Source organism: Pseudomonas sp. IT-P4 (genome assembly GCF_949767755.1).
GTDB classification, from domain to species: Bacteria; Pseudomonadota; Gammaproteobacteria; order Pseudomonadales; family Pseudomonadaceae; genus Aquipseudomonas; species Aquipseudomonas monachiensis.
On sequence record NZ_CATKPX010000111.1, the window covers coordinates 30,020 to 55,121 of the forward strand.

The following is a 25,102-nucleotide window of genomic DNA, read 5'->3' on the forward strand; positions in this document are numbered from 1 at the left end:
ACGGACGAATATGAGCGACTTCAACACCCTCGAACTGCTGACCGACCCCCGTGGTTTTGCCACGCTGTGGCTCAGCCGCGAAGAAAAGAACAACGCCTTCAACGCCGAAATGATCCGCGAACTGATCCTCGCCCTCGACAAAGTCGCGAGCGATGCCAGCCTGCGGTTCCTGATCGTGCGCGGTCGCGGCAAGCATTTCAGCGCCGGCGCTGACCTGGCCTGGATGCAGCAATCGGCCGAGCTCGATTACGCCACCAACCTCGATGACGCCCGGGAACTGGCGGAGTTGATGTACAACCTGGCCAAACTGAAAATTCCGACCCTGGCGGTGGTACAAGGCGCAGCCTTTGGTGGCGCGCTGGGCCTGATCAGTTGCTGCGACATGGCCATCGGTGCCGATGACGCGCAGTTCTGCCTGTCGGAAGTGCGCATCGGCCTGGCGCCGGCGGTGATCAGCCCGTTCGTGGTGCAAGCCATTGGCGAGCGCGCGACCCGTCGCTATGCCTTGACCGCCGAGCGCTTCGGCGGGCAACGGGCCCGGGAAATCGGCTTGTTGTCAGAGAGCTATGCAAGTGCCGAGCTGGAACAGAAAGTCGAGCAGTGGATCGACAACCTGCTGCTCAACAGTCCGGCCGCAATGCGCGCCAGCAAGGACCTGTTGCGTGAAGTCGGCGACGGCTCACTGACCCCGGCGTTGCGCCGCTACACCGAAAACGCCATCGCCCGCATCCGCGTCAGCCCCGAAGGCCAGGAAGGCCTGCGCGCCTTCCTGCAAAAACGTCCGCCGAGCTGGCAAGCCGAAACCACCAAGGAGCCCCGTTGATGAGCGCACCTGTCCTCACCACCCTGCTGGTGGCCAACCGTGGCGAAATCGCTTGCCGGGTAATGCGTACCGCCAAGGCCCTGGGCCTGACTACCGTGGCCGTGCACAGCGCCACCGACCGTGACGCCCGGCACAGCCGCGAAGCCGACATTCGGGTCGACCTGGGTGGCAGCAAAGCCGCCGACAGTTATCTGCAGATCGACAAAATGATCGCCGCCGCCAAGGCCAGCGGTGCCCAGGCGATTCACCCCGGCTACGGCTTTTTGTCGGAGAACGCCGGGTTCGCCCGCGCCATCGAAAACGCCGGCCTGATATTCCTCGGCCCGCCCGCCTCGGCCATCGACGCCATGGGCAGCAAGTCTGCCGCCAAAGCCTTGATGGAAACCGCTGGCGTGCCACTGGTGCCCGGTTATCACGGTGAAGCCCAGGACCTGGAAACCTTCCGCGCCGCCTGCGAGCGCATCGGCTACCCGGTGCTGCTCAAGGCCACCGCGGGTGGCGGTGGCAAAGGCATGAAAGTGGTCGAGGACGTCAGCCAACTGGCCGAAGCCCTGGCCTCGGCCCAGCGTGAGGCGCAATCGTCGTTCGGCGATTCGCGGATGCTGGTGGAGAAATACCTGCTCAAGCCGCGTCACGTGGAAATACAGGTGTTCGCCGACCAGCACGGCCACTGCCTGTACCTAAACGAGCGCGACTGCTCGATTCAGCGCCGCCACCAGAAAGTCGTCGAAGAAGCCCCGGCGCCAGGCCTGAGCCCGAAGTTGCGCCGGGCCATGGGTGAAGCCGCCGTGCGTTCGGCGCAAGCCATCGGTTATGTCGGTGCCGGCACCGTGGAGTTTTTGCTGGATGCGCGCGGCGAGTTCTTCTTCATGGAGATGAACACCCGCCTGCAAGTCGAACACCCGGTCACCGAAGCCATCACCGGCCTCGATCTGGTGGCCTGGCAGATTCGCGTGGCACGGGGCGAAGCCTTGCCGATGACTCAGGATCAGGTGCCGCTGGTGGGCCACGCGATCGAAGTGCGGCTGTATGCCGAAGACCCCGGCAATGATTTCCTGCCGGCGACCGGTCGCCTGGAACTGTATCGCGAATCAGCCCAGGGGCCGGGGCGCCGAGTGGACAGCGGTGTTGAAGAAGGCGACGAGATCTCGCCGTTCTACGACCCGATGCTCGGCAAGTTGATTGCCTGGGGCGAAGACCGTGAACAGGCACGTTTGCGCCTGCTTGGCATGCTCGATGAATTCGCCATCGGCGGGCTGAAGACCAACATCAATTTCCTGCGGCGCATCATCGGTCACCCGGCATTTGCTGCTGCCGAACTGGATACCGGCTTCATTCCGCGCTATCAGGAGCAGTTGCTGCCGACCCCTGCGGAACTCAGCGACGATTTCTGGCAGGCCGCCGCCCAGGCGTTTGCCCAGAGCCAGCCGCCTGCCACCCGCGCCGACGACCCGAGTTCGCCATGGGCGGCGGGTAACGGCCTGCGGGCTGGTTTGCCGCGAGAAATCACCCTTCACCTGAGCTGTGAAGGCCAGGACCGGGCCCTGACGCTGGGCGACATCAATGCCCACAACGCTCTGCTCAAGGGCGAGCATCTGCTGACCGAGCAGGCGGGTGTGCGACGTCAACACCGCGCAATACGCCGTGGCGAACAGGTGTATTTGCAGTGGGATGGCGAATTGCGTCGCATCGAGGCTTACGACCCGATCAGCGCCGTCGAGGCCAGCCACAGCCATCAGGGCGGGCTGACCGCCCCCATGAACGGCAGCATCGTCCGTGTCTTGGTGGAGGCCGGGCAATCGGTCGAGGCCGGGGCGCAACTGGTGGTACTGGAAGCGATGAAGATGGAGCACAGCATCCGCGCGCCCCACGCCGGGGTGATCAAGGCGCTGTATTGCCAGGAAGGCGAAATGGTCAGCGAAGGCAGTGCACTGGTCGAACTGGAAGAAGCATGAAATGAAGATCGGTCCTACGCACCGCGAGGACCGATCTGATCAGAACCTGGCTGTTGCCTGAACCACTACGCCGATGATTCGACATTCTTCGGTGTACAAGGCTTTCGGATACGTCGGATTGAGCGGGACCAGATAACGCTGCCCGCCCTCTTCGATGAGCTTGCGGAACGTGGCTTCGGTGCTGTCCGGCCACTGGGCAATGACCAGTTTGCCAGGCTCGGCTTCCACGGCCGGGTCCACCAGGATCAGCATGCCTTCCGGGATGCTCATGCCATTGGGCGCGGTCATCGCATCGCCTGCCACTCTCAACCAGAATGCCGGCCCCCGGGCGTGGTAATCGGACAGTTCAAAGTGTCCTTTTCCGTACGCCGGGACCTCGCCGTCGCGCACTACGGCAGGTTCTCGCCAGTCACTGACCGGGTAGCGAAAGTACGGATTGTACTTCTGTGTCAGGGGAATTTCGTCGTCCGTTGACGCCTGCGGCTCCCGGATCACCAGCGCCACCTCGAGAAACTCAAGGCCCAGCGCCCGCAGCACACGGTTCATGTCGTCGATGCCGGGTTCACGACGTTTATTGAGCCAGTGGCCGATACCGCCCTGGGACATCCCGAGGCGCTCGGCGAGTATCTCTTGAGTGATTTTGAGTTCACTCATCTTGGCCTTGACCAATTCAATCCATTTATCCATGTGCGGCACGATACGTGGGCGACTCCAGCCATCAAAACACAAAATGTAGTATTTAAATTGTCGTCACAAATACAGTTCGTATTAGGATCGATCCACGGATCTGAATCTAACACGGAGCTTGCCATCGCCATGAACCAACCCACCAATGACCGCCCGGACATGCAAATCGACAATACTTTCACCTCGCCCCTGGACTCTGCGGCGGCACAACGCGCGCTGGACTATTACTTGAAACCAGCTATTTCGGAGGAAGTGACCGAGCCGCGCTTTTTTGATGTGAATCGCAATATCAGCGGCGAAGAGGCGCTGGTCCATGCCCTGGACCTGTTGCGCTGTGCTGCCGCCACCGCGTACGAGTCCGCCAGTCACCTGCAAGGCGCAAGCCGCGACCTGGCGTTTTCGACGGTGCACATGATCGACATGGCCAAGGCGATGGTCGATCGATCGCTGGAGAAGTATGAAAACGGTTGAGGCGAGAAGGCGAATCGAGAGGACAGGAAAGAATTTTCCTGTCGCGCAGGTGAAAACGCTTGACCTGTAAACGAGAATGATTATTATTGCATCAACTGATCGCGAGATCAGTCGATGGACCAGGTGACCTTAGGTCGGTCTCCTGGACTATCTCCTCATCAGGCTAATCACGGTTTTTGACCCGGCTTTTTGCCGGGTCTTTTTTTTGCCAGTTTTTCCTGGCTTTGGCTTCAGGCTAATGAAGTCTTTGGGTACCGCAAATTCGATGGCGCGGATGATATCAAAAGAATTCCAGTTGGCAAGAGAAGCCCGGCATCATTGGTTCAAACCAGCGACAGATAGCACTTGAGAATCAGTCGCACAGTCTCTAAGCTGCGGCGGCGTCAAGGAGGACGCCCCCACCCTCACACCCCGCAATTCCCCTCGGTTTCACCCCACTCTTGCGTGTAAAGTAGCCACCATAAAAATCATATTCAGGACCCGATTATGGCCGTGGCTAAATCCTCTTTCGACATCAGTGCCAACTTCGACAGCGGCAACATCCAGGTGATCGACGTCAGCGATCCACTCAGGCCCCTGCTGGCGATCCGCCCCGATACCAAAAGCAACCATTTCCAATGGTTCCACTTCAAGGCCAGCGGCCTGCATGTCGGCCAGGAGCACTGGTTTCGCCTGAACAATGCCAGCCAATCCTCCTACAACAAGGCCTGGACCGGCTATCAGGCGGTGGCGTCCTACGATCACGTCAACTGGTTCCGCATACCCACCATCTTCGAAGGCGACTGCCTGCGCTTCAGCCTCGAAGCCGAGCAGACCCATGCCTGGTTCGCCTACTTCGAACCCTACAGCCGTGGTCGCCACGACTGGCTGATCGAGCAGGCGCTGACCAAGGCCGGTACCGAACTGCTGGCCACCGGCAAGAGTGTCGAAGGTCGCGACATCCAGTTACTGCGCAAAGGCACCGGCGCCGAAGGCCAGCGCAAAGTGTGGATCATCGCCCAGCAACATCCGGGCGAACACATGGCCGAGTGGTTCATGGAAGGCGTGATTGAACGCCTGGAAAAGCACGACGACCCGGTGCTGAACAAGCTGCTGGCCAGCGCCGACCTGTACCTGGTGCCAAACATGAACCCGGATGGTGCTTTCCACGGTCACCTGCGCACCAACGCCATGGGCCAGGACCTGAACCGCGCCTGGCAGAACGCCAGCCAGGAAATCAGCCCGGAAGTCTTTTTCGTACAGCAGCAGATGGAAAAGTATGGCGTCGATATGTTCCTCGACGTGCACGGTGACGAGGAAATCCCTCACGTGTTCACCGCCGCTTGCGAAGGCAATCCGGGTTACACACCCCGGATCGAAAAACTCGAAGAACACTTCCGCAACCATTTGAAGCACACCACCAAGGACTTCCAGACCAGGCACGGCTACATCCGCGACGAACCGGGCCAGGCCAACATGACACTGGCCTGCAACAGTGTGGGGCAGAAGTACGACTGCCTGTCATTGACCCTGGAAATGCCGTTCAAGGACCACGACGATCATCCGAATCCGTTGACGGGCTGGTCGGGCAAGCGCTCGAAGCAGCTGGGCAAGGATGTACTCACCACCATTGCGGATATGGTCGACACCTTGCGTTGATTGCCCTTTAAGATGAAAAGATCGCAGCCTGCGGCAGCTCCTACATTGGAATGCGTTTCCCTGTAGGAGCTGCCGCAAGCTGCGATCTTTTTTTCCCGGCTATTATCCGCGATCCTTGCCCCGCAACATGCTGTCCAGCACATCATCGCGGCGCACCCAGCCATGAAACAGCGCGGCCGCCAGATGCAGCAACACCGTCAGAAACAACAGATACGCCAGATACCCATGGGCCTTGCGCAAGAACGCAAACACCTGTGCATTGGCCGGCACAATCGATGGCAGCTGCAACGAGCTGCTGAGCATCACCGGCTCGCCCGATGCCGAAATCATCGCCCAGCCCAGCAGCGGCAAGATCAGCATCAACGCATACAACAAGACATGCGAAGCCTTGGCCGCGAGTACTTGCACACCCGGCAGATCCGCCGGCAATGGTGGTTGCGTGGTGGAGAAGCGCACCACCAGCCGCACGATCACCAGCAGCAAGATCGCGACGCCCAGGGGTTTGTGCAGATGAATCAGCCATTCATGCCGCTCGGAGACCGAGGCAACCATGCCCGCGCCGATAAACAGCATGGCGATAATCATCAGCGCCATCAGCCAGTGCAGCAGACGTGCCAATGGAGCGAAGTGGTTGGGTTGAGTGCTCATTGCTGGGCCTCCTGTTTGGCGGCGGGCAGCTGGCTGACTTCGCTGGTGCGACGCAGGTAGGAATTGGCGTAACCGGCTGAGCGAGCGGCGAGCAATGGGTCGTCGGACCCTTCGATGCCAGCGGGCAATACCAATGGGTCGTAGTTAATGTCTCGGCATTCGCCATTGAGTTGCGGCTGGGTTTTTTCCAGCACCAGGGTGCCCGCGTTCAGCACCTTGCGCCCTTCGGGCCAGGCTTTGCTCGCATCGTTCACTGGATCGCCGGGATTGGCCAGGATGATGTTCAACTGCCAACGCAACGGTCCTGCGGCTATACGCTGAACCAGGTCTTTCTCCAGGAAGTCACTCCCCTGCGGCGCCGTAGCCCCCGGCGCATCTTGAGCCACCGGCACCATGCTCCAGCGCACGGCCTGGCGTTGCCCGGTGGCGCTCACCAGATAAAACGCGTTGACGCTGTTATAGGTCTCCGTGACGTAACTGGCTGACGGCTTGGCGGTCTTGATCCAGGCCAGGAACGGTGCGGCTTCCGGATGCGCACCGAAAAACGCGGGAACCGCGGTCGGGTTCGGCTTGCCGGTAGCCGGGTCCGGCGACTGCGCCTGCTGCAATTGATAGAACGCCTCGGGCGTGCCCACCGGGAACACCGGCATGCTGTTCATCCCGGTGCGCCACTGCTGGCCGTTGGCCTGGGTGAAGCGCAAGGCCATGCTGCGGATCGGCACGGCACTGTCCGGCGCGTAAGGGTTGCCGGCAGGCAAAGCGAAACGCCCGACCACCGGCGTCCGCGCTTCGTTGAACACCTGGGCAGTGGAAAAGCTGCGGGCCTCGCCGCTACTCTCGAAATACCCGATCACGCACACGCCCTTGGAATGGTTGCGACGGAAACCCGGATGCACGCCATTGTTGGTTTCCAGCACGTTGATCAGTTTCTTCGGGGTCAGGCGCTGTGGGTCAAAGGTGCCGTTGACGTAGGCGAAAGCCCCAGCCACGGCGGCAACGACCACGGCAATGCCAGCCAGACGCATCGTCAGGCTCGCCGCACTCAAGGGTGGCCGGATTGGCGGTGATGATCGATCTACCATGAAAGACTCCAGGGCCATCGGCCACAAGTAAGAAGAATCAAGCAGACGAACCCCGCGCAGGTTTATTCCCACGCGCGGTTTTTATTTTTTCTGACGTGGAATAACCTCGAATGCCGGGCGTCTTCCTGGTCCACAGTCCAGCGTAGTGACTAGCCAGAACTTCATGAACGATATCGACGAACAACTCAGAGAAATCATTCCCGGAATGCGGCGGTTTGCCGTGTCGTTGACACGCAACACCAGCAGCGCTGACGACCTGGTGCAGGCGAGCCTGGAGCGGGCGCTGTCGAGTTGGGCTGGCAAACGCGCCGAGGGCGACTTGCGCGCCTGGCTGTTCTCGATTCTCTATCGACAGTTTCTCGATGCGCACCGCCGCTCCCGGCGCTATGCGCGCATGCTCGATTTCTTCACCGGGCGTGACGATGCCCAGCCCTCGGTGGAGCGCACCGTGATTGCCCAATCGACCCTCAACGCCTTCGACCGACTGCCCACCGAGCAACGCGCGCTGCTGCTCTGGGTATCGGTGGAAGGCTTGAGTTACAAAGAGGTCGCCGAGATTCTCGACGTCCCCACCGGCACCGTGATGTCCCGCCTGTCTCGGGCTCGCCAGGCCCTGCGCCAACTCAGCGATGGCGAAATCAACCGCCCTTCCCTGCGGAGACTCAAATGATCAGCTTGCCCCCCAGCGAACGAGACCTGCACGCCTACGTCGACCACCAACTGAGCGACGCCGACCGACGCCTGGTGGAGACTTTTCTGGCCGGTAACCCGGAGATGGCCGCGCAAGTGCGCGCCTGGCAGCAGGATGCCCAGACACTGCGCGCAGCCCTGAGTGGTGCCTTGCAACAACCCTCGAACCCGGACCTTGATCCGGCGGTGATTCGCCAGCGCCTCAAACGCCAATCCCGTCGGAACCTGGCCAGTGCCGCGCTGTTGCTCATCGCTGTCAGCATCGGCGGTTTCAGCGGTTGGCAAGCGCGGGAGATGACGCTCGCGAATCCCCAGCTGCCAATGACCGATGCCCTGCAGGCGTATCGCCTGATTGCCCAGCAAGGCCTCCTGCCGGCGGATTACAAAGTCGGCGACGACGGCGACATGCAGGGGTGGCTCGACCGCTACTTCACCCAGGCCAATCGCCTGCCCGACCTCTCTGGTGCCGGGTTCAAGCCGGCCAGCGGACGCTTGCTGAGTACCGAGCAAGGCCCTGCGGCGATGGTGGTCTACGAGAACCAGGACGGGCAGAAAATCAGTTTCTATGTGCGCCCGCCAGGGCCGAAAAACTTCCTGCTGCCCAGGGGCAGTCGCAGTGATGGCGAATTGCAGGCCGAGTACTGGTCGGGAAGTGGCTACAACTATGCGATGGTCAGCCCGGCGGATACGGCGGCGGCGCGGATGCTTAACCAGACCGCTCAATTCTGATCACACCACCGCTCCCACAGGGTTTGCGGCGTTCCTTTGGAACCCCGTGACGGTGGCCCACCAATGCCGACACCGCTGGAAGCAGATTCCCTGCTCTGGTTACACTATGGCGCCGCAACACAAAGAGCCTGCCCGCACACCAGAGGTGATATCCCAGTGGCCGTTCGCCCGCCCAACCGTTCGCCAATCAAATCGCGCTGGCAAACGTTGCGTCGCCTTCTCGGCAAGGTACCGGCTGCCGGCAGCGGCGCGGCAGGCCAAGTCATCCACGACTACTTTCGCCATCAGGCCCATGCCCAGGGCTACACCCTCAGTCACAGCCAACAGCGGGTGATCGACTGCATGGCCCGGCATGCCTGCCTGCTGATGGGCACTGCGGCCAAACCCCTTCCGGGCCTTTACCTGCATGGTGCCGTGGGGCGCGGCAAAAGCTGGTTGCTCGACGGGTTTTTCCGGGCAATTCCCCTTGCGCGGAAACAACGCCTGCACTTCCATCAGTTTTTCGCTCAACTGCACCAGGGCATGTTCAAGCACCGCGAACAGGCCGACGCCCTGGCGATCACCCTCGATGAACTGCTCAGCAATTGCCAGGTGCTGTGTTTCGACGAGTTCCATGTGCATGACATCGGCGATGCGATGCTCATCACCCGGTTGTTCAAGGCACTGTTCCAGCGCGGCATCCTGTTGCTGGTCACCTCCAATTACCCACCCGAAGGCCTGCTGCCCAATCCGCTGTACCACGCACGCTTCAAACCGGTGATCGACCTGATCAATGCGCGCATGCAGGTGATGGAAGTCGGCGGGCCCCACGACTATCGCAGCCAGGCCCGACACCATGCGCATCAATTGTTCACTCAAGGTCACTACGTCTGGCCGGCGAGCGTGGCGCAACGACAATCGCTGAACCTGCCCATGCGCAATGCCCCGCCTGTTTCGTTGCCGGTGGGTACCCGGCATTTGCGAGCGCATTTGTGCGAAGGGCGCGGCATCGGTTTTACCTTCACCGAGTTGTGCGATCAGCCCACGGCGGTGATGGATTATCTGGAACTGTGCCGCCAGTTCGACCGCTGGATCATCGATGAACTGCCACTGCTGGGCGATTGCACGATTGCCGCCCAGCAGCGGTTTATCAATCTCATCGACGTGCTGTACGACCAGGACAAGCACCTGACGTTGCTCGGGCAGCACTCATTGCGCGAAAGCCTGGGTGGCGATGCCATTGATCTGGCACGCACCCGCAGCCGATTGGGGCAACTGGTCGAAGTCAGCGAACCGGTCTGATCGATGTTTTTTTGTTGCATTGACTGCCCCTTTCGCGAGCGGGCTCGCTCCCACATCTTTCCCGGTATCATGTTGCCCATTTCCAGGGCGCCGCGCCCTCCCTTTGGTTAATGGCGAATCTGTTCATGCACACTCTTGCTCAATTGCGCGCCGGCGAGTTGTCGGGCATCACGCGGCTGGATCTGGCCGAAGGCCTGACCGAGTTTCCCCGGGAGATCTTCGATCTGGCGGATTCGCTGGAAGTGCTCAACCTCAGCGGCAATGCCCTGAGCGCGCTGCCAGAGGATTTGCATCGCCTGACCCGTTTGCGCGTGCTGTTCTGCTCCGATAACCGTTTCACCGGGTTGCCGGCCTGTATTGGCCAATGCGCCGCACTGACGATGATCGGCTTCAAGGCCAACCGCATCGCCCACGTGCCCGCAGCGGCACTGCCACCGCTGCTGCGCTGGCTGATCCTGACCGACAACTGCATCGAGACGCTGCCGAGCGAGTTGGGAGAGCGGCCATACCTGCAAAAACTCATGCTTGCCGGTAACCGCCTGCGGGGGTTGCCGGAGTCGATGCACAATTGTCATCGGCTGGAGCTGATCCGCATAGCCGCCAACCAGTTCACCGACTTGCCACAATGGCTACTGACGCTGCCGAGCCTGACCTGGCTGGCCTATGCCGGTAACCCGCTGGAAACCGAAGCCGATGCCGCCGCCCTCGACGCCACACCGCGCATTGACTGGTCGGCATTGCACCTGGAAAAAAAGCTCGGCGAAGGGGCGTCCGGGGTGATCCATCAGGCCGTCTGGCAACCGGCCGACCAACCGCCCACGCCAGTTGCGGTGAAGCTCTACAAGGGCGAAATGACCAGCGATGGCTCGCCCCTGCACGAAATGAACGCTTGCATCACCGCCGGGTTGCATTCGAACCTGATTCGCGTCGAAGGGCGGATTGTCGATCACCCGCAACAAACCGCCGGGTTGGTCATGCAGTTGATCCCGCCGAGTTTTCGCAACCTCGCCAGCCTGCCGAGCCTGGCGTCGTGCAGCCGCGACATCTACCCCGACGACCTGCGCTTCAGTGCCGCGGTGGCGTTGCGCATTGCCTCGGGCATTGCCTCGGTGGCCGAACACCTGCACGGCCATGGCATCACCCACGGCGATCTCTACGGGCACAATATCCTGTGGAATGAGCAGGGTGACTGCTTGCTGGGGGACTTTGGCGCGGCGTCGTTCCACGAAATTTCCGACAGTCTGGAAAGCCGTGCCTTGCAGCGGATCGAGGTGCGGGCGTTCGGGGTGTTGCTGGGGGAGTTGCTGGCGCGAATCGACTCGGGGTTGAGCGATGAACTGCGTGGGGTGCTGGAAGATCTGGAGCGGCGTTGCTGTCAGCCGCAGGTGCTGGAGCGGCCGGGGTTTGAGGCGATTGTTCAGGAATTAGCTGAGTTCAAATTGTAAATACAACACAATGTGGCGAGGGAGCTTGCTCCCGCTGGACGGCGCAGCCGTCCCCAAAAGCGACGGCTGCTGCGCAACCGAACGGGAGCAAGCTCCCTCGCCACAAGTCAGATTCAGGCCAGTTCGGTCAACCCGCCAAGCCGACAAACATATCCTGCACGTCGTCATGGTTATCGAGGCCTTCGAGGAACGCTTCGACTTCCGCCATCTGCTCATCGCTCAGGCCGGTGACCGGGTTTTTCGACTGGTAGCCCAGTTTGGCCGACAGCACGGTAAAGCCTTGTTCCGGCAGGGCTTTCTGTACCGCGTCGAGGTCGGTCGGCTCGGTCAGGAACAGGGTTGCACCCTCTTCACCCGGCTCGAAATCCTGTGCACCGGCTTCGATGGCGGCCATTTCCGGATCGGCGTCCGGGGTGTCCGGCGACGCTTCGATCATGCCGACATGGTTGAAGTCCCAGGCCACCGAACCGGAAGCCCCCAGTTGGCCCTTGCGGAACGCCACGCGGATCTCGGCGACGGTGCGGTTGATGTTGTCGGTCACGCACTCAACGATCAACGGTACCTGATGCGGGGCGAACCCTTCATAGGTCACGCGATGGTACTGCACGGTTTCGCCCAGCAGGCCCGCGCCTTTCTTGATGGCGCGATCCAGTGTTTCCTTGGGCATCGAAGCTTTCTTGGCCTGTTCAACCACCAGGCGCAAGTGCGCGTTGGTAGCAATATCAGCGCCGTTACGCGCAGCAATGGTGATTTCCTTTACCAGTTTGCCGAAAATCTTGCCCTTGGCATTAGCTGCCGCTTCTTTGTGTTTAACCTTCCACTGTGCGCCCATTTCTCACTCTCTTATCTGTGGCATCTGTGGCGCCGAGACATCTAATGGCCGACGCTTTGCGCAAGTTTATACGGCCTAAAGTTGGCAATCGACCAAAAAATCCCGACTTGCATCGACATCTTCACCAGCGGTTGTAGGGCGATTCGGAAATGTCGCTTTATCGTGCCCGCAATGCGCCGGGGTTTCGTACGCTTTGCACCCTACTCCACGGCGGTAGCGCGTTCGATGCACAACGACAAGGAAAGTCCCACTACCCTCACGCTTCTCGACGACGACCTGAGCTTCCAGGTGGTCCGGTTCAGTGGTCATGAAGCACTCAACCAACCCTATCGATTCGACATCGAGGTGATCGGGCTGGCACCGGCCCTGAACCTTGAACGATTACTGCACCAACCGGCGTTCCTCGAGTTCGGCCACGATCAAGGCATTCATGGTCTGCTGTACAGCGTCAGTTGTGAATATCGAAGCGGGCACCGGGTCGCTTACAAACTGGTGCTGGTGCCAAGTGTCCAGGCGCTGGATCAGCAACGGCGCCGACGTATTTTCCAACGCGCCAGCGTACCCATGATCCTGCGCCAGTTGCTCGATGAACATGGGCTGCCTGCCGGCAGCTATCACTTTGAACTGGCAACCGGACACTATCCCCTGCGACCTTTTTGCATTCAGTACGAAGAAACCGACCTGGCGTTTCTGCAACGGCTGTGCGAGGAAGAAGGCATCCACTATCACTTCGAGCATCAACGCGACGGCCACGTGCTGGTTCTGGCCGATGACAGCCTGAGTTTCCCCCAGGCCCCCCTGCTCATGTCGATGAGCCGCGACGCCCTCGACGAACACCAGGAACCCGTGATCAGCGAACTGTTCCAACGCCATGACGCCCCGCTCTCCCCTGTGCGTCCAGGCGCCAGGAATCCGGGTGCAGCGGACATCAGCGAAGGCGCAGCCAATCACTCGTTCGTCACGGCACGGCATTGTCCCGCTGGCGAACAACAACATCGCGACCAGCTCAGCCGTCGACAACTGGAACGCCTGCGCTGCCGACACCTGCAGGTCCACGGTCAAAGTAACCTGGGGGCATTACGCAGTGGCCGGATCCTGCAGGTGGCCGAGCATCCGCTGGCGAATTTCAATGATCAATGGCTGGTTACCGAAATCCGCCATCAGGGTCGTCATTCATCCATTCTGCTCGATGACACACCCGACATGACCCCGGGTTACCGCAATCAATTCAGCGCCATCCCCTGGTCGACGGTGTTCAGGCCCGCGCTCAAACAACCCAGGCCGAATATCCCCGGGTATCAGCCTGGCCAGGTGTGCGGCCCGATCGGGCGACCGGCGACAGTGGACGAGGATGGCAGGGTTCAGGTGAACCTCTGGCCCGCCACACCATCAGCCGCAGAGGGGTCCGACGGCCTGTGGCTACCACTGGCGCTGACCACCGCCGAGGAATGGATCGATCCGGCCCGTTTGCCCGTGGCTGGCAGCGAAGTACTGGTGGTTTTTCTCGACAGTGACCCGGATCGCCCAGTGCTTTGTACGGCCATGGGCCCTCGGCCACAACCTCACCGCCCTCGCCCGCGCGAGCCTCGTGGCGATACCCGCCTGCTGTTCGACTGGCTGCTCTCCCGCTCGGATCTTGCGCCCTGATGCTCAGCCCTTGTCAGCCTTGCCGGCGGCGGCGGCGAACTTCGCCAGGCGCACGTCCAGATGCCGCGGCCGACGCCCGTGATCCTCCGCACGCTCCTTGCGGCGGATGGCGTTGCGCACCATCAGTGAGCCGATGTAGCGAATCGGCTCCGGCGGGAAAAAACCCAGCGGTCCATTAACCAGCGGCGAGCGGGTCCAGGGGTTGTCCAGGCCCTGGGCCATCGACGCCAGAATCTGCCCGCCCATATGGCAGGGCCCGACACCGCTGCCGGAGTAGCCGAAACCGTAGAACACATTGCCACTGGCGCTCATCTGCCCGAAGAACGGCAGCCCGGTCACCGAACGGTCCGACGGACCATTCCAGGTCGCCTCGACCTTGACGTCGGCAAACGCCGGGAAGAAATCCGCCAGGCTGCTCTGCAACAAACCGGCATAAGGCGAAGGCTGATCGAACACCGGCAGCATGCGCCCGCCATAAGCGAAGGTATTGCCGCCCTTGCCCAGCATGATCCGGCCGTCCGGGGTGTTGTGGTAGTAGTGCACGAAGATCCGCGAATCGAGCACCGTGACGCCGCTGGTCAAGCCGATTTCGTCGAGCAAATCCGGCCGTGGTTCGGTGATCAGCATGTCGCTGGAAACGATCGCCACGCTGCGTTCGAACTGCGGGAACGCCCGGGCCATCCAGGCGTTCATCGCCAGCACCACGCGGTCGGCGCGAACAGTGCCACCAGGGGTTTGAATGCCCGCCGGCCTACCTTCCTCCAGCCCGGTCATCGCGGTGTTTTCATGAATCTTCACCCCGAGTTGCAGGGCTACCCGGCGCAAGCCACGCACCAGTTTGCCCGGCTGCACACTGGCCGCTGCCGGAGAAAACCAGCCTTCCAGGTGTTTGATGGAGCCCGCCATGCGCTGCACATCGGCCACCGGCCGCTGGCTGAATGAGTTGATGCCGTTGCGCTCCAGCGCCGCGATCACAGCGTCAGTCGAGCCAATTTGAGCGCGGTTGGTCGCGGTGTAGAGCGTACCGTCGAGACGGTAATCGGCGTCCACCCGATACTGTTCGCAGAAGGCGCCAATGGCATGGATGCTGCGCTCGGACTCCTTGACCAGACGTACGGCTTCTTCAACGCCAAACAAACGCTCAAGGGTGAAATACTTGGCCGACCACGACAACGCACAACCGCCATTGCGTCCACTGGCCCCGGCACCGCAGATGTCCGCTTCGATCAGCAACACGTCCAGCTCGGGGTTCTGCTCCTTGAGCATGATCGCGGTCCACAACCCGGTGTAACCACCGCCGACGATACAGACATCGGCGCGGGTGTCGCCTTCCAGTGGCGGACAGGTTTCGGATGCATCAGCCTTCAAGGCCTGGTCCAGCCAAAAGGGTCTCATGGGGTCAATCTCCGGTCAGTGGCCCACACGCCGGCCTGCCGCAGGTGCAGCAGGCGACGAGGGACAGGATTCAGGTACGCAGGGGTTTGATGGTGATCGCCTGGTTGGGCACGTAGGCGAAATGAGTGCCCAGGCCACCGGGGCGGCTGTTCCAGTGCGGGATCAACACCAGCGCCGAGAACATGGCGCAGCCGGCGAAGACGATGAACACGGTAACGGTGTCGAAGTAGCCCGGCAGCAGCCCGCCGAGAATCGCCCCGACCGAGCCGCAGCCGTTGACGAATCCGGCTGCCGTGGCGCCGGCCTTGGCGGTGCCGAAGTCGATGGCGGCCGCGCCGCTGATCATCGAGTCCGGCCCGTAGAGGGTCAGGCCCATGACGAACAGCAGTGCCACCACCAGCAGCACGCTGCCGGTATGCAGGGCGCCCATGAAAAACGCCAGGGACACCGTCAGCGCCAACAGGCTGATCACGCAGGCCGGCATGCGCCGGGCGCCGAACAGTTTGTCCGAGGCCAGGCCAATCAGGATCGGCCCGAGCAACCCGGCCAGTTCAAACGCGGTCGGTATGATCGCCGCGCCGACCTTGCCCACTGAAGGCATCTGTTCGAAGACGATCACCGGCCCCCACAGCAGAATCGCGTAGCGCGCCGGCTTGAGCATGAAGTACGCCAACCCCAACACCAGCACTGTGCGGTTGCGCAGGATTTCCTTCAAAGGCTCCCACATGCTGATTTTACTTTGCGCGTCAGCCTCTTCGGCGGTCAGCTCGGGTTCCGGCTCCACCGCCGGCAAGCCGACGTCTTCCGGTTTGTTGCGTTGGAAAATAAAAAACAGCACGGCGACCAGCCCAACCACCGCCGCACTGGAAATGAACGCCGCATGCCAGCTGCCGATGAGCGTGTACGCCCACCAACCGGCAAACGGCGAGGCTACCAGACCACCAAAGGCGTAGCAGGAACTCCATAGGCCCAATACCCGTCCGCGTTGCTCGGAGGGAAAGAAGCTGCCGAGGTTCTTGCACAGCCCCGACCAACCGGTGGACTGCGCCAGGCCTTGTATCAGCATGCAGGTAGCGAAAATCGGTAGCGTTGCAAAGTTGCCCATCACCAGCGCCGCAGCGGCGGAAATCACCAACCCGCCGAGCACCACCACCCGCGGCCCGAAGCGGTCGGCCAGGATGCCCCAGGTGAATTGGCCGAAGGCGTAGGCCGTCAGGTAGATGGCGTCGAGGTTGGCCATGGCCATTTTGTCGAGCATGAAGGTCGGGTCTTCGCCAATACCGAGCTTGGCGACCGAGAAGGCTTTGCGGGTGAAGTAGAAGGCGGCGTAGGCGAGCCAGGTGATCGCGAAGATCTGCACGCGCCAACGCTTGATGGTGCCGATGTGCTTGTTCATTGTGGTTCTGACCTCAGGGTGTGAGTGTGCCGGCAGAATTGGAAGAAAACGCCTGTGTTTTTATTGTTGAGCACTGCGATATCGCCCTGTCCCTACGGCGGATACCGGTCAGATGAGTCCTGTAGTTGCACGCACAGGCTCATGGCTCCCGCTGCTGTTCGACTGACCAGTCACCGGGGCTGAGGTGGATAAAAACAATTACTGATTAATAAGTGAAATCGATTTATCGTATTTCAAATATAAGGTCAGCTTGTTACTGGAGATTCCCATGTCGGTGTCCCACGCCCAGCTCAAAGCTTTCCACGCCGTGGCGGTGCATGGAAGCTTCACCAAGGCCGCCGAGCGCTTGTTTCTGACGCAACCGGCGATTTCCGACCAGGTGCGCAAACTCGAAGAGCGCTACGGGGTTTTGCTGTTTCACCGCAACAAGCGCTCGGTGCGCCTGACCGATCTGGGCGAGCGGCTGCTGAGCGTTACCCAGCGGCTTTTCGTGATTGAGGCGGAAGCCCAGGAACTGCTCCAGGACTCCCAGGCCTTGCAGACCGGCAGCCTGATTCTGGCGGTGGATGCACCGGTCCACGTGCTGCCGCAGATCGCCCGATTCTGCGAACGCTACCCCGGGATCAGCGTGAAGATCGAAACCGGCAACACCGATGAGTCGCTGTTCCGACTGTTCAACTATCAGGCCGACCTGGCGTTGCTGGGCCGTGACGTCAGCGATGAACGCCTGATCTCCCTGCCCCTGCGTAACGACCCGATGGTGGCGTTCGTGTCGCGCAATCATCCGTGGGCCGAGCGCGAATCCATCACCCTCGCCGACCTCGACGACACACCACTGGTGTTGCGGGAAATCGGTTCCGTGACCCGGCAGACGCTGGAGGAGGAAATGGCCGGTGCCGGGTTCCGCATCCGCCCGGCAATTCAGGTTGAAGGTCGCGAGGCAGCGCGGGAGGCGGTGGTTGTGGGGATTGGGGTGGGTGTGGTGTCGGCTGCCGAGTTTGGCGCGGATTCGCGGGTGTGTGCGTTGCCGATTATCGATTGCAAACGACGGTTGACTGAAACCCTGGTGTGTTTGCGCGAACAGAGTTCGCGGCGGGTGGTGGCGACGTTTCTTGAGATGGTGCGTGAGAGCCTTAACTGACCGCATCCCCCCGTAGGAGCTGCCGAAGGCTGCGATCTTTTGATCTTGTTTTTAAAAGCGAAGATCAAAAGATCGCAGCCTTCGGCAGCTCCTACACCGGTGCCAACCCGAAAAACGCCTGTATCAGTCGCAAATCCCGCCGCCGCTCCATACACCCCATCATGTGCCGATTCACCAGCCCCTCGCCAATGATCGGTACCGCCGCCACCCGTGGATCGTGACTGACCTCCACTGACGACACCACCCCCACCCCCAGTTCGGCGGCCACCGCCTCGGTCACCGCTTCGCGGCTGTCCAGTTCCAGCAGCACCCGTGGATTGACCTTGGCCTGGGCGCATGCCTCATCGAAGGTGCGCCGGGTAATCGAACTCGGTTCGCGCAGCACCATGATCACCTGATCCAGTTCCTTGAGCTGCACGCCTTTGGTCTTCTGCGCCCAAGGATGCCCATCGGGCACCAGCGCGCAAATCCGTGATTCATTCAGCGCCTGCAGATGCAGGCCCTTGCGCGGCTCGACCTCGGTCAGCACCGCCACGTCGGCATGTTCGGACAGCAGCGCCGCCAGGGTTTCCTGGGCGTTGCCCAGGCGCAGGTTCACCGAGATCCCCGGATAGCGTGCACGCAGGCTGGCGAGCATCGGCATGACCATGTGCGGGCCGTCCGCCGCCACTTCCAGGCGCCCGGTCAGCAATTGCCGGTTGGCTTCGAGCATTACCTGCGCCTCTTCGGCCAAGCTGAACATCGCCCGGGTGATTGCCGCCAGTTTGGTGCCCTCCTCCGTCAGTTCCACGCGGCGGGCGGTGCGGCGCAGCAGGGTGATCTGGTAGTGCTCCTCCAGGGCCTTGATGTGCCCGGTGACGGCCGGCTGGCTGATGAACAGCCGCGCCGCCGCCCGGGTAAAGCTGCCTTCCCTGGCCACGGCATCGAAGGCGCGGAGCTGGAACAGGTTCATGAATAACCCTCACTGATGGTTGGCATAACAACAAACAATTTGATTGATAACACGGCAAATTGCAATTTAGGCACCAACGCTTCATCCCATCGATTGCGAGGACACGAGAATGAGTACTGCCGAACCCATCCTGCTCACCCCCGGCCCGTTGACCACGTCGGCCCGCACCCGTCAGGCAATGATGGTTGACTGGGGATCATGGGATGACCGCTTCAATCAACTGACCGCCAGCCTCTGCGAGCAACTGCTGGCCATCATCAACGGCGCCGCCACCCACCACTGCGTGCCCCTGCAAGGCAGCGGCACCTTCGCGGTCGAGGCGGCGATCGGCACGCTGGTGCCTCGGGACGGCAAGATTCTGGTATTGATCAACGGCGCCTACGGCAAGCGCCTGGCGAAAATCTGCGAAGTGCTGGGGCGCTCGTTCAGCACTTTCGAAACCGCCGAGGACGAACCGACCACCGCCACCGACGTCGACCGCCTGCTTCGTGCCGATCAAGACATTACCCATGTCGCCCTGATTCACTGCGAAACCAGCACCGGCATCCTCAATCCGCTGCCAGAGATCGCCCAGGTCATTGCGCAACACGGTAAGCGCCTGATCATCGACGCCATGAGCTCCTTCGGCGCCCTGCCAGTGGATGCGCAACAAGTGCCGTTCGACGCACTGATCGCCGCCTCGGGCAAATGCCTGGAAGGCGTGCCGGGCATGGGTTTTGTCTTCGCTCGCAAAGAGTCCCTGGCCAACGCCGTCGGTAACTCGCATTCGCTGGCGATGGACCTGCAGGACCAGCACGCCTACATGGCCAAGACCGGCCAGTGGCGCTTTACCCCGCCGACCCATGTGGTCGCGGCGCTGCACGAAGCCCTTCTGCAATACAACGAAGAAGGCGGCTTGCCGGCGCGGCACGAACGCTACGCCGCCAACTGCCAGGCATTGATGGAAGAGATGGGCAGACTGGGGCTGCGCAGCTTCCTGCCGGCGGCTATCCAGGCGCCGATCATCGCCACCTTCCACGCCCCGAAAGATCCACGCTACGCATTCAAGGAGTTCTACGAGCGGGTCAAGGCCAAGGGTTACATCCTCTACCCCGGCAAACTGACCCAGGTCGAAACCTTCCGCGTCGGCTGCATCGGCCATGTCCAGCCAGCCGAAATGCGCGAAGCCGTGGCGGCGATTGCTGAAGTGTTGCGCGAGATGGAAGTGTTAGAGATCTAACCCACACCACATTCCCCTGTGGGAGCGAGCTTGCTCGCTCCCACAGTAAAAGCGGCTCTCCAATCGTCAGTTTTCTACAGGAAATTAATTGCCATGAACTACTCCAACCCAAGCAAACTGCAAGCCGCCATCCTCGACTGGGCCGGCACCGTGGTCGACTTCGGCTCGTTCGCCCCGACGCAGATTTTCGTCGAAGCCTTCGCCGAATTCGACGTCCAGGTGTCCATCGAAGAGGCCCGTGGCCCGATGGGCATGGGCAAGTGGGACCACATCCGCACCCTGTGCGATCTGCCGGAGGTTGCCGAGCGCTATCGCAAAGTGTTCGGCCGCACGCCGACCGACGATGACGTGACCGCCATCTACCAACGCTTCATGCCGCTGCAGATCGAAAAAATCGCCGAACACTCGGCGCTGATTCCCGGAGCGCTGGAGACCATCGCCAACCTGCGCCAGCAAGGGATCAAGATCGGCTCCTGCTCCGGCTACCCGAAACAGGTCATGGACAAAGTGGTTGAACTGGCTGCCACCAACGGCTACGTGGCCGATCACGTGGTTGCCACCGATGAAGTCCCGAATGGTCGTCCATGGCCCGCCCAGGCGCTGGCCAACGTCATTGCCCTGGGCATCGACGATGTCGCCGCGTGCGTGAAGATCGATGACACGGTGCCGGGCATTCTCGAGGGGCGCCGCGCCGGCATGTGGACCGTGGCGCTGATCTGCTCGGGCAACGCCCTGGGCCTGGACTACGAAGGTTATCGCGCCTTGGGCTGCGACCAACTGGACGGCGAGCGCAAGCGCATCCACGCAATGTTCGAAGGCTCGCGTCCGCACTACATGATCGATACCATCACCGATCTGCCGCAAGTGATCGCCGACATCAACAAGCGCCTGGCCAACGGCGAAATGCCTCAGTCGAGCTGATAAGTCCCCGCATTGCCCCTGTGGGAGCGAGCCTGCTCCCACAGGTTTCTTCTGTGCATTACCCAAACCAGGGCATCCAGCGACCAATCGCCTCAGGCAAACCCGGTGAAACAGGATTACAGTTAGAGCACACCGTCGGATAAGAGCGGTGGCTTTAAACCGGACCTCTGAGGAACACCGTATGCCGTGGAAAAACTCCGAATCGCGCTACAGCACCGTATCGATCGCGCTGCATTGGTTGATGCTGGTCCTGCTGGTGCTGGTTTACGCCTGTATCGAGTTTCGCGGGCTCTTTCCCAAGGGCAGTGGCGGGCGCACGCTGATCGTCGAAACACACTTCATGCTCGGCCTGACCGTATTCGTTCTAGTCTGGGTGCGATTGTTCGCACGCAGCCTCGGCCCGGCGCCGCAGATCTTCCCGGCCTCGGCGCACTGGCAAACGACGCTGGCCAGGCTGATGCACTGGGCGCTGTACATTTTCATGATCGTCACGCCGATTCTCGGCTGGCTGGTCACCAGCGCCAAAGGCAATCAGGTGATGTTCTACGGTGTCGACCTGCCGATGCTGGTAGCGGAAAACAAGGACCTGGCCAAAGAACTCCAGGGCTGGCACGAGCTCGGCGGCACTATCGGCTACTGGTTGATCGGCCTGCATGCCGTGGCCGGGCTGTATCACCATTATGTGGTGGGCGATAACACCTTGCTGCGGATGATGCCCAAGCGCGTGAACCGCGACTCCTGAGACCAATGAATTGCAGTGTGGGAGCGAGCCTGCTCGCGATGAGGGTGTTGCATTCGGCGCATTTGTCGACTGACCCACCGCCATCGTCGGAACGCCGCCCGGAGCAAGCTCGCTCCCACATTGGTTTGCGGTGCGTTTCAGGCTTGTGAGTCAAATCCCCGCCGCCCCTGCAAGCCCCCCGTGTGGACAAAGATCAGTCGTGTGCCCCGGGCGAACTTGCCCGCCTCGACTTGTTGCTTGAGGGCCATGAGTGCCTTGCCGGTGTACAGCGGCTCCAATGGAATACTCCCGGCCTGCTCTGTCTTTTCGATAAAGTCGAGCAGCAGCGGATCCACCTTGGCGAAGCCGCCGCGACTTGCGTCGATCAGTTCATACCTCGCATTGACTACACCGGCTTCCTGCACGATCCGCTCGACCATCTGCGCCACCCCATGATCGTCAGGCACCGCCAGGGCACCGTACACCGAATGATCCCCCGCTTCGGCCAGTACCAGGCCGGCCAGGGTCGTGCCGGTGCCGCAGGCCAGCCACCAGCCGTCATGGTCGCTCCAGCCCAAGCCCGGCAATTGCGCGCAAACAGTGGCCCGCAACTGCATGCAACCCAAGGCACCAGGCAAACCGCCTCCCCCTTCAGGCACCGGATGCAACCTCGGGTAGCGGGTTTGCCAGGGTTGCCAGAAACCCGCTTCATGCCTTGCCCGATAGCCTGCATACCCCAGCCAGTGCAACTGCATGCCGAACGCCTGCAAGTCCTTGACCGTCGGGGTTTGCTGAGGATGCCCGCGCAACAGGCCGACGGTGGCAAAGCCGAAACGCTTGCCCGCCGCCGCCAACGCGTGGAGGTGATTGGAGTGCGCGCCACCGAGACTGATGATGCCTTCGGCCCCCAGGCGGTCAGCAGTTTTCAGGTGTTCGATGAGCTTGAACCATTTGTTGCCGCTGATCAGCGGGTCGATCTGGTCCAGCCGCAGGACCGCCACTTCGATGCCGGCTCGAGTGAGCCAGTCGAGGTGAAAGGGGTCGAGGGGGGCTTGAAGAAGCCAATTGTCTGGAGGAGAAAGCATGATGCCGGATCTATGGAAAGATCCGGCATCTTAACAGCCGACTTGTGCTGTGAACCCGAACGATGTGAGTTACAACTGCGCCGCCAAACGCGAACCCTGATTGATCGCCCGCTTGGCATCCAGTTCTGCCGCGACATCCGCGCCGCCGATCAGGTGCACGCTCTGCCCCGCCGACACCAGGCCGTCATGCAACTCGCGCAGCGGGTCCTGCCCGGCGCAAATCACGATGTTGTCCACTTGCAACAGCTGCGGCTCGCCGGTTTCGCCGATGCGGATGTGCAGGCCTTCGTCGTCGATCTTCAGGTATTCGACGCTGTTGAGCATCTGCACCTGCTTGTTCTTCAGACCGGTGCGATGAATCCAGCCGGTGGTCTTGCCCAGGCCGTCGCCGACCTTGGATTTCTTGCGTTGCAGCAGGTATACCTCGCGGGCCGGCGCATGGGGCGCGGCCTTGATACCGGCGACACCGCCGCGCGCTTCAAGGTGTGTATCGATACCCCATTCTTTCCAGAACGCGGCACGATCCTGACTGGTCGCTACGCCTTCATGGACGAGGAATTCCGAGACGTCAAAACCGATACCACCGGCGCCAATCACCGCGACGCGCTTGCCGACCGGTTTGCGCGCCAGGATCACGTCCAGGTAGCTCAGCACCTTGGCGTTTTCCACCCCCGGAATGGCCGGCAGGCGCGGCGCAATGCCGGTGGCCAGAATGATCTCGTCGTAGCCGCCCTCGACCAGCCCGGCCACATCGACGCGGGTGTTCAGGCACACCTCGACGTTGGTGGTCTGCAACTTGCGGTTGAAGTAGCGAATGGTCTCAAAGAACTCTTCCTTGCCCGGAACACGCTTGGCGATGTTGAACTGACCACCGATTTCGCTGGCCGAATCGAACAGCGTCACTTGATGGCCACGCTCGGCGGCCACGGTCGCGGCGGACAAACCGGCCGGGCCGGCACCGACCACGGCGATTTTCTTCAGTTGCTGCACCGGCAGGTAGTTGAGCTCGGTTTCATGGCAGGCACGCGGGTTGACCAGGCAACTGGTCAGCTTGCCGCCGAAGGTGTGGTCGAGGCAGGCCTGGTTGCAACCGATGCAGGTGTTGATTTCATCGGCGCGACCTTCAGCGGCCTTGTTGACGAAATCCGGGTCGGCGAGAAACGGCCGCGCCATGGACACCATGTCGGCATCGCCCTCGGCGAGGATCTGCTCGGCTACTTCAGGGGTGTTGATACGGTTGGTGGTGATCAGCGGAATATTGACCGAACCACGCAGCTTGGCCGTGACCTTGCTGAAGGCCGCGCGCGGCACTTTGGTGGCGATGGTCGGAATCCGCGCTTCGTGCCAGCCGATACCGGTGTTGATGATGGTCGCGCCGGCCTGTTCGATGGCCTTGGCCAACTGGACGATCTCTTCCCAGGTGCTGCCGCCTTCGACCAGGTCGAGCATCGACAGTCGGAAAATGATGATGAAGTTCGGGCCTACTGCTTCACGAACGCGACGAACGATCTCCACCGGCAGACGCATGCGGTTTTCATAGCTGCCACCCCAGCGGTCGGTACGGTGGTTGGTGTGCGCGGCGAGGAACTGGTTAATGAAATAACCTTCGGAACCCATGATTTCCACGCCGTCGTACTCGGCGGTTTGCGCCAGTACCGAGCAGGTGACGAAATCGCTGATCTGCTTCTCGATGCCTTCCTCGTCCAGCTCCTTGGGCTTGAACGGGTTGATCGGCGCCTGGATCGCGCTAGGGGCAACCTGTTTCGGGCTATAGGCATAACGACCGGCATGGAGGATCTGCATGCAGATCTTGCCTCCCGCGTCATGTACGGCACGGGTGACGATACGGTGCTTGAGCGCCTCTTCCTCTGTCGTCAGCCTGGCCGCGCCGGAATACACGCCACCCTCTTCGTTCGGGCCGATACCGCCGGTGACCATCAGGCCGACACCGCCACGGGCACGCTCGGCAAAGTAAGCCGCCATGCGCTCGAAGCCACCCGGTTTCTCTTCCAGGCCCGTGTGCATCGACCCCATCAGGGTGCGATTGCGCAGCGTGGTGAAACCCAGGTCCAGCGGAGCCAGCAGGTGCGGGTATTGAGCGGCGGTCATCGGTAACTCCACATCGAGCGATCACGGAAAGTGCAGGAGCTCTACGGCCCCCGTCAGTCATGTTCGACAGACTAAGAGTCACGCCACCATCCCTCAATGACCGTAACTGACAAATTATTGATCGAAATGAGCAGAAGCTTTGGGCGGCCGGGAATGATTCAAAACAAAAACGACCTTGCGGTGCAGGTCCGGATTGAAACCTGCACCCTGAAGGCCGCCTTTCGGGCTCTGGACA

General features: G+C 61.4%; 22 protein-coding genes. 13 read left to right on the forward strand and 9 right to left on the reverse strand.

Annotated features, from left to right (window positions below):
• Window positions 1–10 precede the first annotated feature (10 nt).
• Together ACM6IT_RS28140 and ACM6IT_RS28145 are read left to right on the forward strand one after the other, a co-directional pair.
• Window positions 11–823 carry a gamma-carboxygeranoyl-CoA hydratase gene (locus ACM6IT_RS28140; protein WP_056724063.1) on the forward strand — a complete coding sequence of 271 codons (813 nt, stop codon included), beginning with the start codon at window positions 11–13 and terminating at the stop codon, window positions 821–823.
• Window positions 823–2,778: an acetyl/propionyl/methylcrotonyl-CoA carboxylase subunit alpha gene (locus ACM6IT_RS28145; protein WP_414919126.1), complete on the forward strand. Its 1,956-nt coding sequence runs from the start codon at window positions 823–825 to the stop codon at window positions 2,776–2,778. Before ACM6IT_RS28140 ends, ACM6IT_RS28145 begins: the two co-directional genes overlap by 1 nt.
• A 39-nt stretch (window positions 2,779–2,817) precedes the next feature.
• Here the strand turns inward: ACM6IT_RS28145 and ACM6IT_RS28150 are convergent, their stop codons facing one another.
• Window positions 2,818–3,465, reverse strand: coding sequence for a LexA family protein (locus ACM6IT_RS28150; RefSeq protein WP_056724059.1), 648 nt, complete (start codon window positions 3,463–3,465; stop codon window positions 2,818–2,820).
• Between the two features lie 129 nt (window positions 3,466–3,594).
• Between ACM6IT_RS28150 and ACM6IT_RS28155 the strand changes: the two genes are divergently transcribed.
• Entirely contained in the window at window positions 3,595–3,936 is a 342-nt protein-coding gene (locus ACM6IT_RS28155; RefSeq protein WP_056724057.1) for a DUF6124 family protein, read from the forward strand.
• A gap of 486 nt (window positions 3,937–4,422) precedes the next feature.
• A complete protein-coding gene (locus ACM6IT_RS28160; RefSeq protein ID WP_056724055.1) occupies window positions 4,423–5,574 on the forward strand; it encodes a M14-type cytosolic carboxypeptidase in 1,152 nt (383 codons plus the stop codon).
• A gap of 102 nt (window positions 5,575–5,676) precedes the next feature.
• On the opposite strand, the gene ACM6IT_RS28165 is transcribed toward ACM6IT_RS28160, so the two are convergent.
• A complete protein-coding gene (locus tag ACM6IT_RS28165; RefSeq protein WP_414919127.1) occupies window positions 5,677–6,222 on the reverse strand; it encodes a cytochrome b in 546 nt (181 codons plus the stop codon).
• Window positions 6,219–7,304: a catalase family peroxidase gene (locus tag ACM6IT_RS28170; protein ID WP_409078854.1), complete on the reverse strand. Its 1,086-nt coding sequence runs from the start codon at window positions 7,302–7,304 to the stop codon at window positions 6,219–6,221. Before ACM6IT_RS28170 ends, ACM6IT_RS28165 begins: the two co-directional genes overlap by 4 nt.
• 163 nt (window positions 7,305–7,467) lie before the next feature.
• Between ACM6IT_RS28170 and ACM6IT_RS28175 the strand changes: the two genes are divergently transcribed.
• From ACM6IT_RS28175 to ACM6IT_RS28190, 4 genes are all read left to right on the forward strand, one after another.
• Complete coding sequence (locus ACM6IT_RS28175) at window positions 7,468–7,974, forward strand: sigma-70 family RNA polymerase sigma factor (protein ID WP_056724050.1); 507 nt, start codon at window positions 7,468–7,470, stop codon at window positions 7,972–7,974.
• Window positions 7,971–8,723, forward strand: coding sequence for an anti-sigma factor family protein (locus ACM6IT_RS28180; RefSeq protein ID WP_414919128.1), 753 nt, complete (start codon window positions 7,971–7,973; stop codon window positions 8,721–8,723). Before ACM6IT_RS28175 ends, ACM6IT_RS28180 begins: the two co-directional genes overlap by 4 nt.
• A 156-nt stretch (window positions 8,724–8,879) precedes the next feature.
• Window positions 8,880–10,004, forward strand: coding sequence for a cell division protein ZapE (gene zapE / locus ACM6IT_RS28185; RefSeq protein ID WP_056724046.1), 1,125 nt, complete (start codon window positions 8,880–8,882; stop codon window positions 10,002–10,004).
• Between the two features lie 125 nt (window positions 10,005–10,129).
• Window positions 10,130–11,449 carry a leucine-rich repeat-containing protein kinase family protein gene (locus ACM6IT_RS28190; protein ID WP_414912955.1) on the forward strand — a complete coding sequence of 440 codons (1,320 nt, stop codon included), beginning with the start codon at window positions 10,130–10,132 and terminating at the stop codon, window positions 11,447–11,449.
• A 127-nt stretch (window positions 11,450–11,576) separates the two neighbouring features.
• Here the strand turns inward: ACM6IT_RS28190 and ACM6IT_RS28195 are convergent, their stop codons facing one another.
• Complete coding sequence (locus ACM6IT_RS28195) at window positions 11,577–12,281, reverse strand: YebC/PmpR family DNA-binding transcriptional regulator (protein ID WP_414912956.1); 705 nt, start codon at window positions 12,279–12,281, stop codon at window positions 11,577–11,579.
• A gap of 225 nt (window positions 12,282–12,506) precedes the next feature.
• On the opposite strand from ACM6IT_RS28195, the gene ACM6IT_RS28200 reads away from it, so the two are divergent.
• Complete coding sequence (locus ACM6IT_RS28200; RefSeq protein WP_414912961.1) at window positions 12,507–13,928, forward strand: type VI secretion system Vgr family protein; 1,422 nt, start codon at window positions 12,507–12,509, stop codon at window positions 13,926–13,928.
• Between the two features lie 3 nt (window positions 13,929–13,931).
• Here ACM6IT_RS28200 and ACM6IT_RS28205 read toward each other — a convergent pair whose 3' ends face one another.
• Entirely contained in the window at window positions 13,932–15,323 is a 1,392-nt protein-coding gene (locus ACM6IT_RS28205; RefSeq protein ID WP_414919129.1) for an FAD-dependent oxidoreductase, read from the reverse strand.
• Between the two features lie 70 nt (window positions 15,324–15,393).
• Window positions 15,394–16,719 (reverse strand): MFS transporter, encoded by a 1,326-nt coding sequence (locus tag ACM6IT_RS28210; RefSeq protein WP_056724036.1) that lies wholly within the window; start codon window positions 16,717–16,719, stop codon window positions 15,394–15,396.
• A 268-nt stretch (window positions 16,720–16,987) separates the two neighbouring features.
• On the opposite strand from ACM6IT_RS28210, the gene ACM6IT_RS28215 reads away from it, so the two are divergent.
• Complete coding sequence (locus ACM6IT_RS28215; RefSeq protein ID WP_409078856.1) at window positions 16,988–17,860, forward strand: LysR family transcriptional regulator; 873 nt, start codon at window positions 16,988–16,990, stop codon at window positions 17,858–17,860.
• Window positions 17,861–17,951: 91 nt separating this feature from the next.
• Here the strand turns inward: ACM6IT_RS28215 and ACM6IT_RS28220 are convergent, their stop codons facing one another.
• Complete coding sequence (locus ACM6IT_RS28220; RefSeq protein WP_414919130.1) at window positions 17,952–18,812, reverse strand: LysR substrate-binding domain-containing protein; 861 nt, start codon at window positions 18,810–18,812, stop codon at window positions 17,952–17,954.
• Between the two features lie 109 nt (window positions 18,813–18,921).
• On the opposite strand from ACM6IT_RS28220, the gene ACM6IT_RS28225 reads away from it, so the two are divergent.
• The 3 genes from ACM6IT_RS28225 (at window position 18,922) to ACM6IT_RS28235 (ending at window position 21,694) form a co-directional block, all read left to right on the forward strand.
• A complete protein-coding gene (locus ACM6IT_RS28225) occupies window positions 18,922–20,031 on the forward strand; it encodes a 2-aminoethylphosphonate--pyruvate transaminase (protein ID WP_056724030.1) in 1,110 nt (369 codons plus the stop codon).
• 93 nt (window positions 20,032–20,124) lie between these two features.
• The gene (gene phnX / locus ACM6IT_RS28230) at window positions 20,125–20,952 is read left to right on the forward strand and encodes a phosphonoacetaldehyde hydrolase (protein ID WP_056724028.1); all 828 of its coding nucleotides are present in this window, start codon (window positions 20,125–20,127) and stop codon (window positions 20,950–20,952) included.
• 181 nt (window positions 20,953–21,133) lie between these two features.
• Window positions 21,134–21,694, forward strand: coding sequence for a cytochrome b (locus ACM6IT_RS28235; protein ID WP_056724026.1), 561 nt, complete (start codon window positions 21,134–21,136; stop codon window positions 21,692–21,694).
• 137 nt (window positions 21,695–21,831) lie between these two features.
• On the opposite strand, the gene ACM6IT_RS28240 is transcribed toward ACM6IT_RS28235, so the two are convergent.
• Both ACM6IT_RS28240 and ACM6IT_RS28245 read right to left on the reverse strand, forming a co-directional pair.
• Window positions 21,832–22,758 carry a 1-aminocyclopropane-1-carboxylate deaminase/D-cysteine desulfhydrase gene (locus ACM6IT_RS28240; RefSeq protein WP_414919131.1) on the reverse strand — a complete coding sequence of 309 codons (927 nt, stop codon included), beginning with the start codon at window positions 22,756–22,758 and terminating at the stop codon, window positions 21,832–21,834.
• Between the two features lie 69 nt (window positions 22,759–22,827).
• Complete coding sequence (locus tag ACM6IT_RS28245; protein WP_414912958.1) at window positions 22,828–24,867, reverse strand: FAD-dependent oxidoreductase; 2,040 nt, start codon at window positions 24,865–24,867, stop codon at window positions 22,828–22,830.
• Window positions 24,868–25,102 lie beyond the last annotated feature (235 nt).

Bases quoted from the DNA above. Each gene is read 5' to 3' on its own strand.
- ACM6IT_RS28140 (WP_056724063.1), top strand. From the start codon at position 11: ATGAGCGACTTCAACACCCTCGAACTGCTGACCGACCCCCGTGGTTTT.
- ACM6IT_RS28145 (WP_414919126.1), top strand. From the start codon at position 823: ATGAGCGCACCTGTCCTCACCACCCTGCTGGTGGCCAACCGTGGCGAA.
- ACM6IT_RS28150 (WP_056724059.1), bottom strand. From the start codon at position 3,465: ATGGATAAATGGATTGAATTGGTCAAGGCCAAGATGAGTGAACTCAAA.
- ACM6IT_RS28155 (WP_056724057.1), top strand. From the start codon at position 3,595: ATGAACCAACCCACCAATGACCGCCCGGACATGCAAATCGACAATACT.
- ACM6IT_RS28160 (WP_056724055.1), top strand. From the start codon at position 4,423: ATGGCCGTGGCTAAATCCTCTTTCGACATCAGTGCCAACTTCGACAGC.
- ACM6IT_RS28165 (WP_414919127.1), bottom strand. From the start codon at position 6,222: ATGAGCACTCAACCCAACCACTTCGCTCCATTGGCACGTCTGCTGCAC.
- ACM6IT_RS28170 (WP_409078854.1), bottom strand. From the start codon at position 7,304: ATGGTAGATCGATCATCACCGCCAATCCGGCCACCCTTGAGTGCGGCG.
- ACM6IT_RS28175 (WP_056724050.1), top strand. From the start codon at position 7,468: ATGAACGATATCGACGAACAACTCAGAGAAATCATTCCCGGAATGCGG.
- ACM6IT_RS28180 (WP_414919128.1), top strand. From the start codon at position 7,971: ATGATCAGCTTGCCCCCCAGCGAACGAGACCTGCACGCCTACGTCGAC.
- ACM6IT_RS28190 (WP_414912955.1), top strand. From the start codon at position 10,130: ATGCACACTCTTGCTCAATTGCGCGCCGGCGAGTTGTCGGGCATCACG.
- ACM6IT_RS28195 (WP_414912956.1), bottom strand. From the start codon at position 12,281: ATGGGCGCACAGTGGAAGGTTAAACACAAAGAAGCGGCAGCTAATGCC.
- ACM6IT_RS28200 (WP_414912961.1), top strand. From the start codon at position 12,507: ATGCACAACGACAAGGAAAGTCCCACTACCCTCACGCTTCTCGACGAC.
- ACM6IT_RS28205 (WP_414919129.1), bottom strand. From the start codon at position 15,323: ATGAGACCCTTTTGGCTGGACCAGGCCTTGAAGGCTGATGCATCCGAA.
- ACM6IT_RS28210 (WP_056724036.1), bottom strand. From the start codon at position 16,719: ATGAACAAGCACATCGGCACCATCAAGCGTTGGCGCGTGCAGATCTTC.
- ACM6IT_RS28215 (WP_409078856.1), top strand. From the start codon at position 16,988: ATGTCGGTGTCCCACGCCCAGCTCAAAGCTTTCCACGCCGTGGCGGTG.
- ACM6IT_RS28220 (WP_414919130.1), bottom strand. From the start codon at position 18,812: ATGAACCTGTTCCAGCTCCGCGCCTTCGATGCCGTGGCCAGGGAAGGC.
- ACM6IT_RS28225 (WP_056724030.1), top strand. From the start codon at position 18,922: ATGAGTACTGCCGAACCCATCCTGCTCACCCCCGGCCCGTTGACCACG.
- phnX (WP_056724028.1), top strand. From the start codon at position 20,125: ATGAACTACTCCAACCCAAGCAAACTGCAAGCCGCCATCCTCGACTGG.
- ACM6IT_RS28235 (WP_056724026.1), top strand. From the start codon at position 21,134: ATGCCGTGGAAAAACTCCGAATCGCGCTACAGCACCGTATCGATCGCG.
- ACM6IT_RS28240 (WP_414919131.1), bottom strand. From the start codon at position 22,758: ATGCTTTCTCCTCCAGACAATTGGCTTCTTCAAGCCCCCCTCGACCCC.
- ACM6IT_RS28245 (WP_414912958.1), bottom strand. From the start codon at position 24,867: ATGACCGCCGCTCAATACCCGCACCTGCTGGCTCCGCTGGACCTGGGT.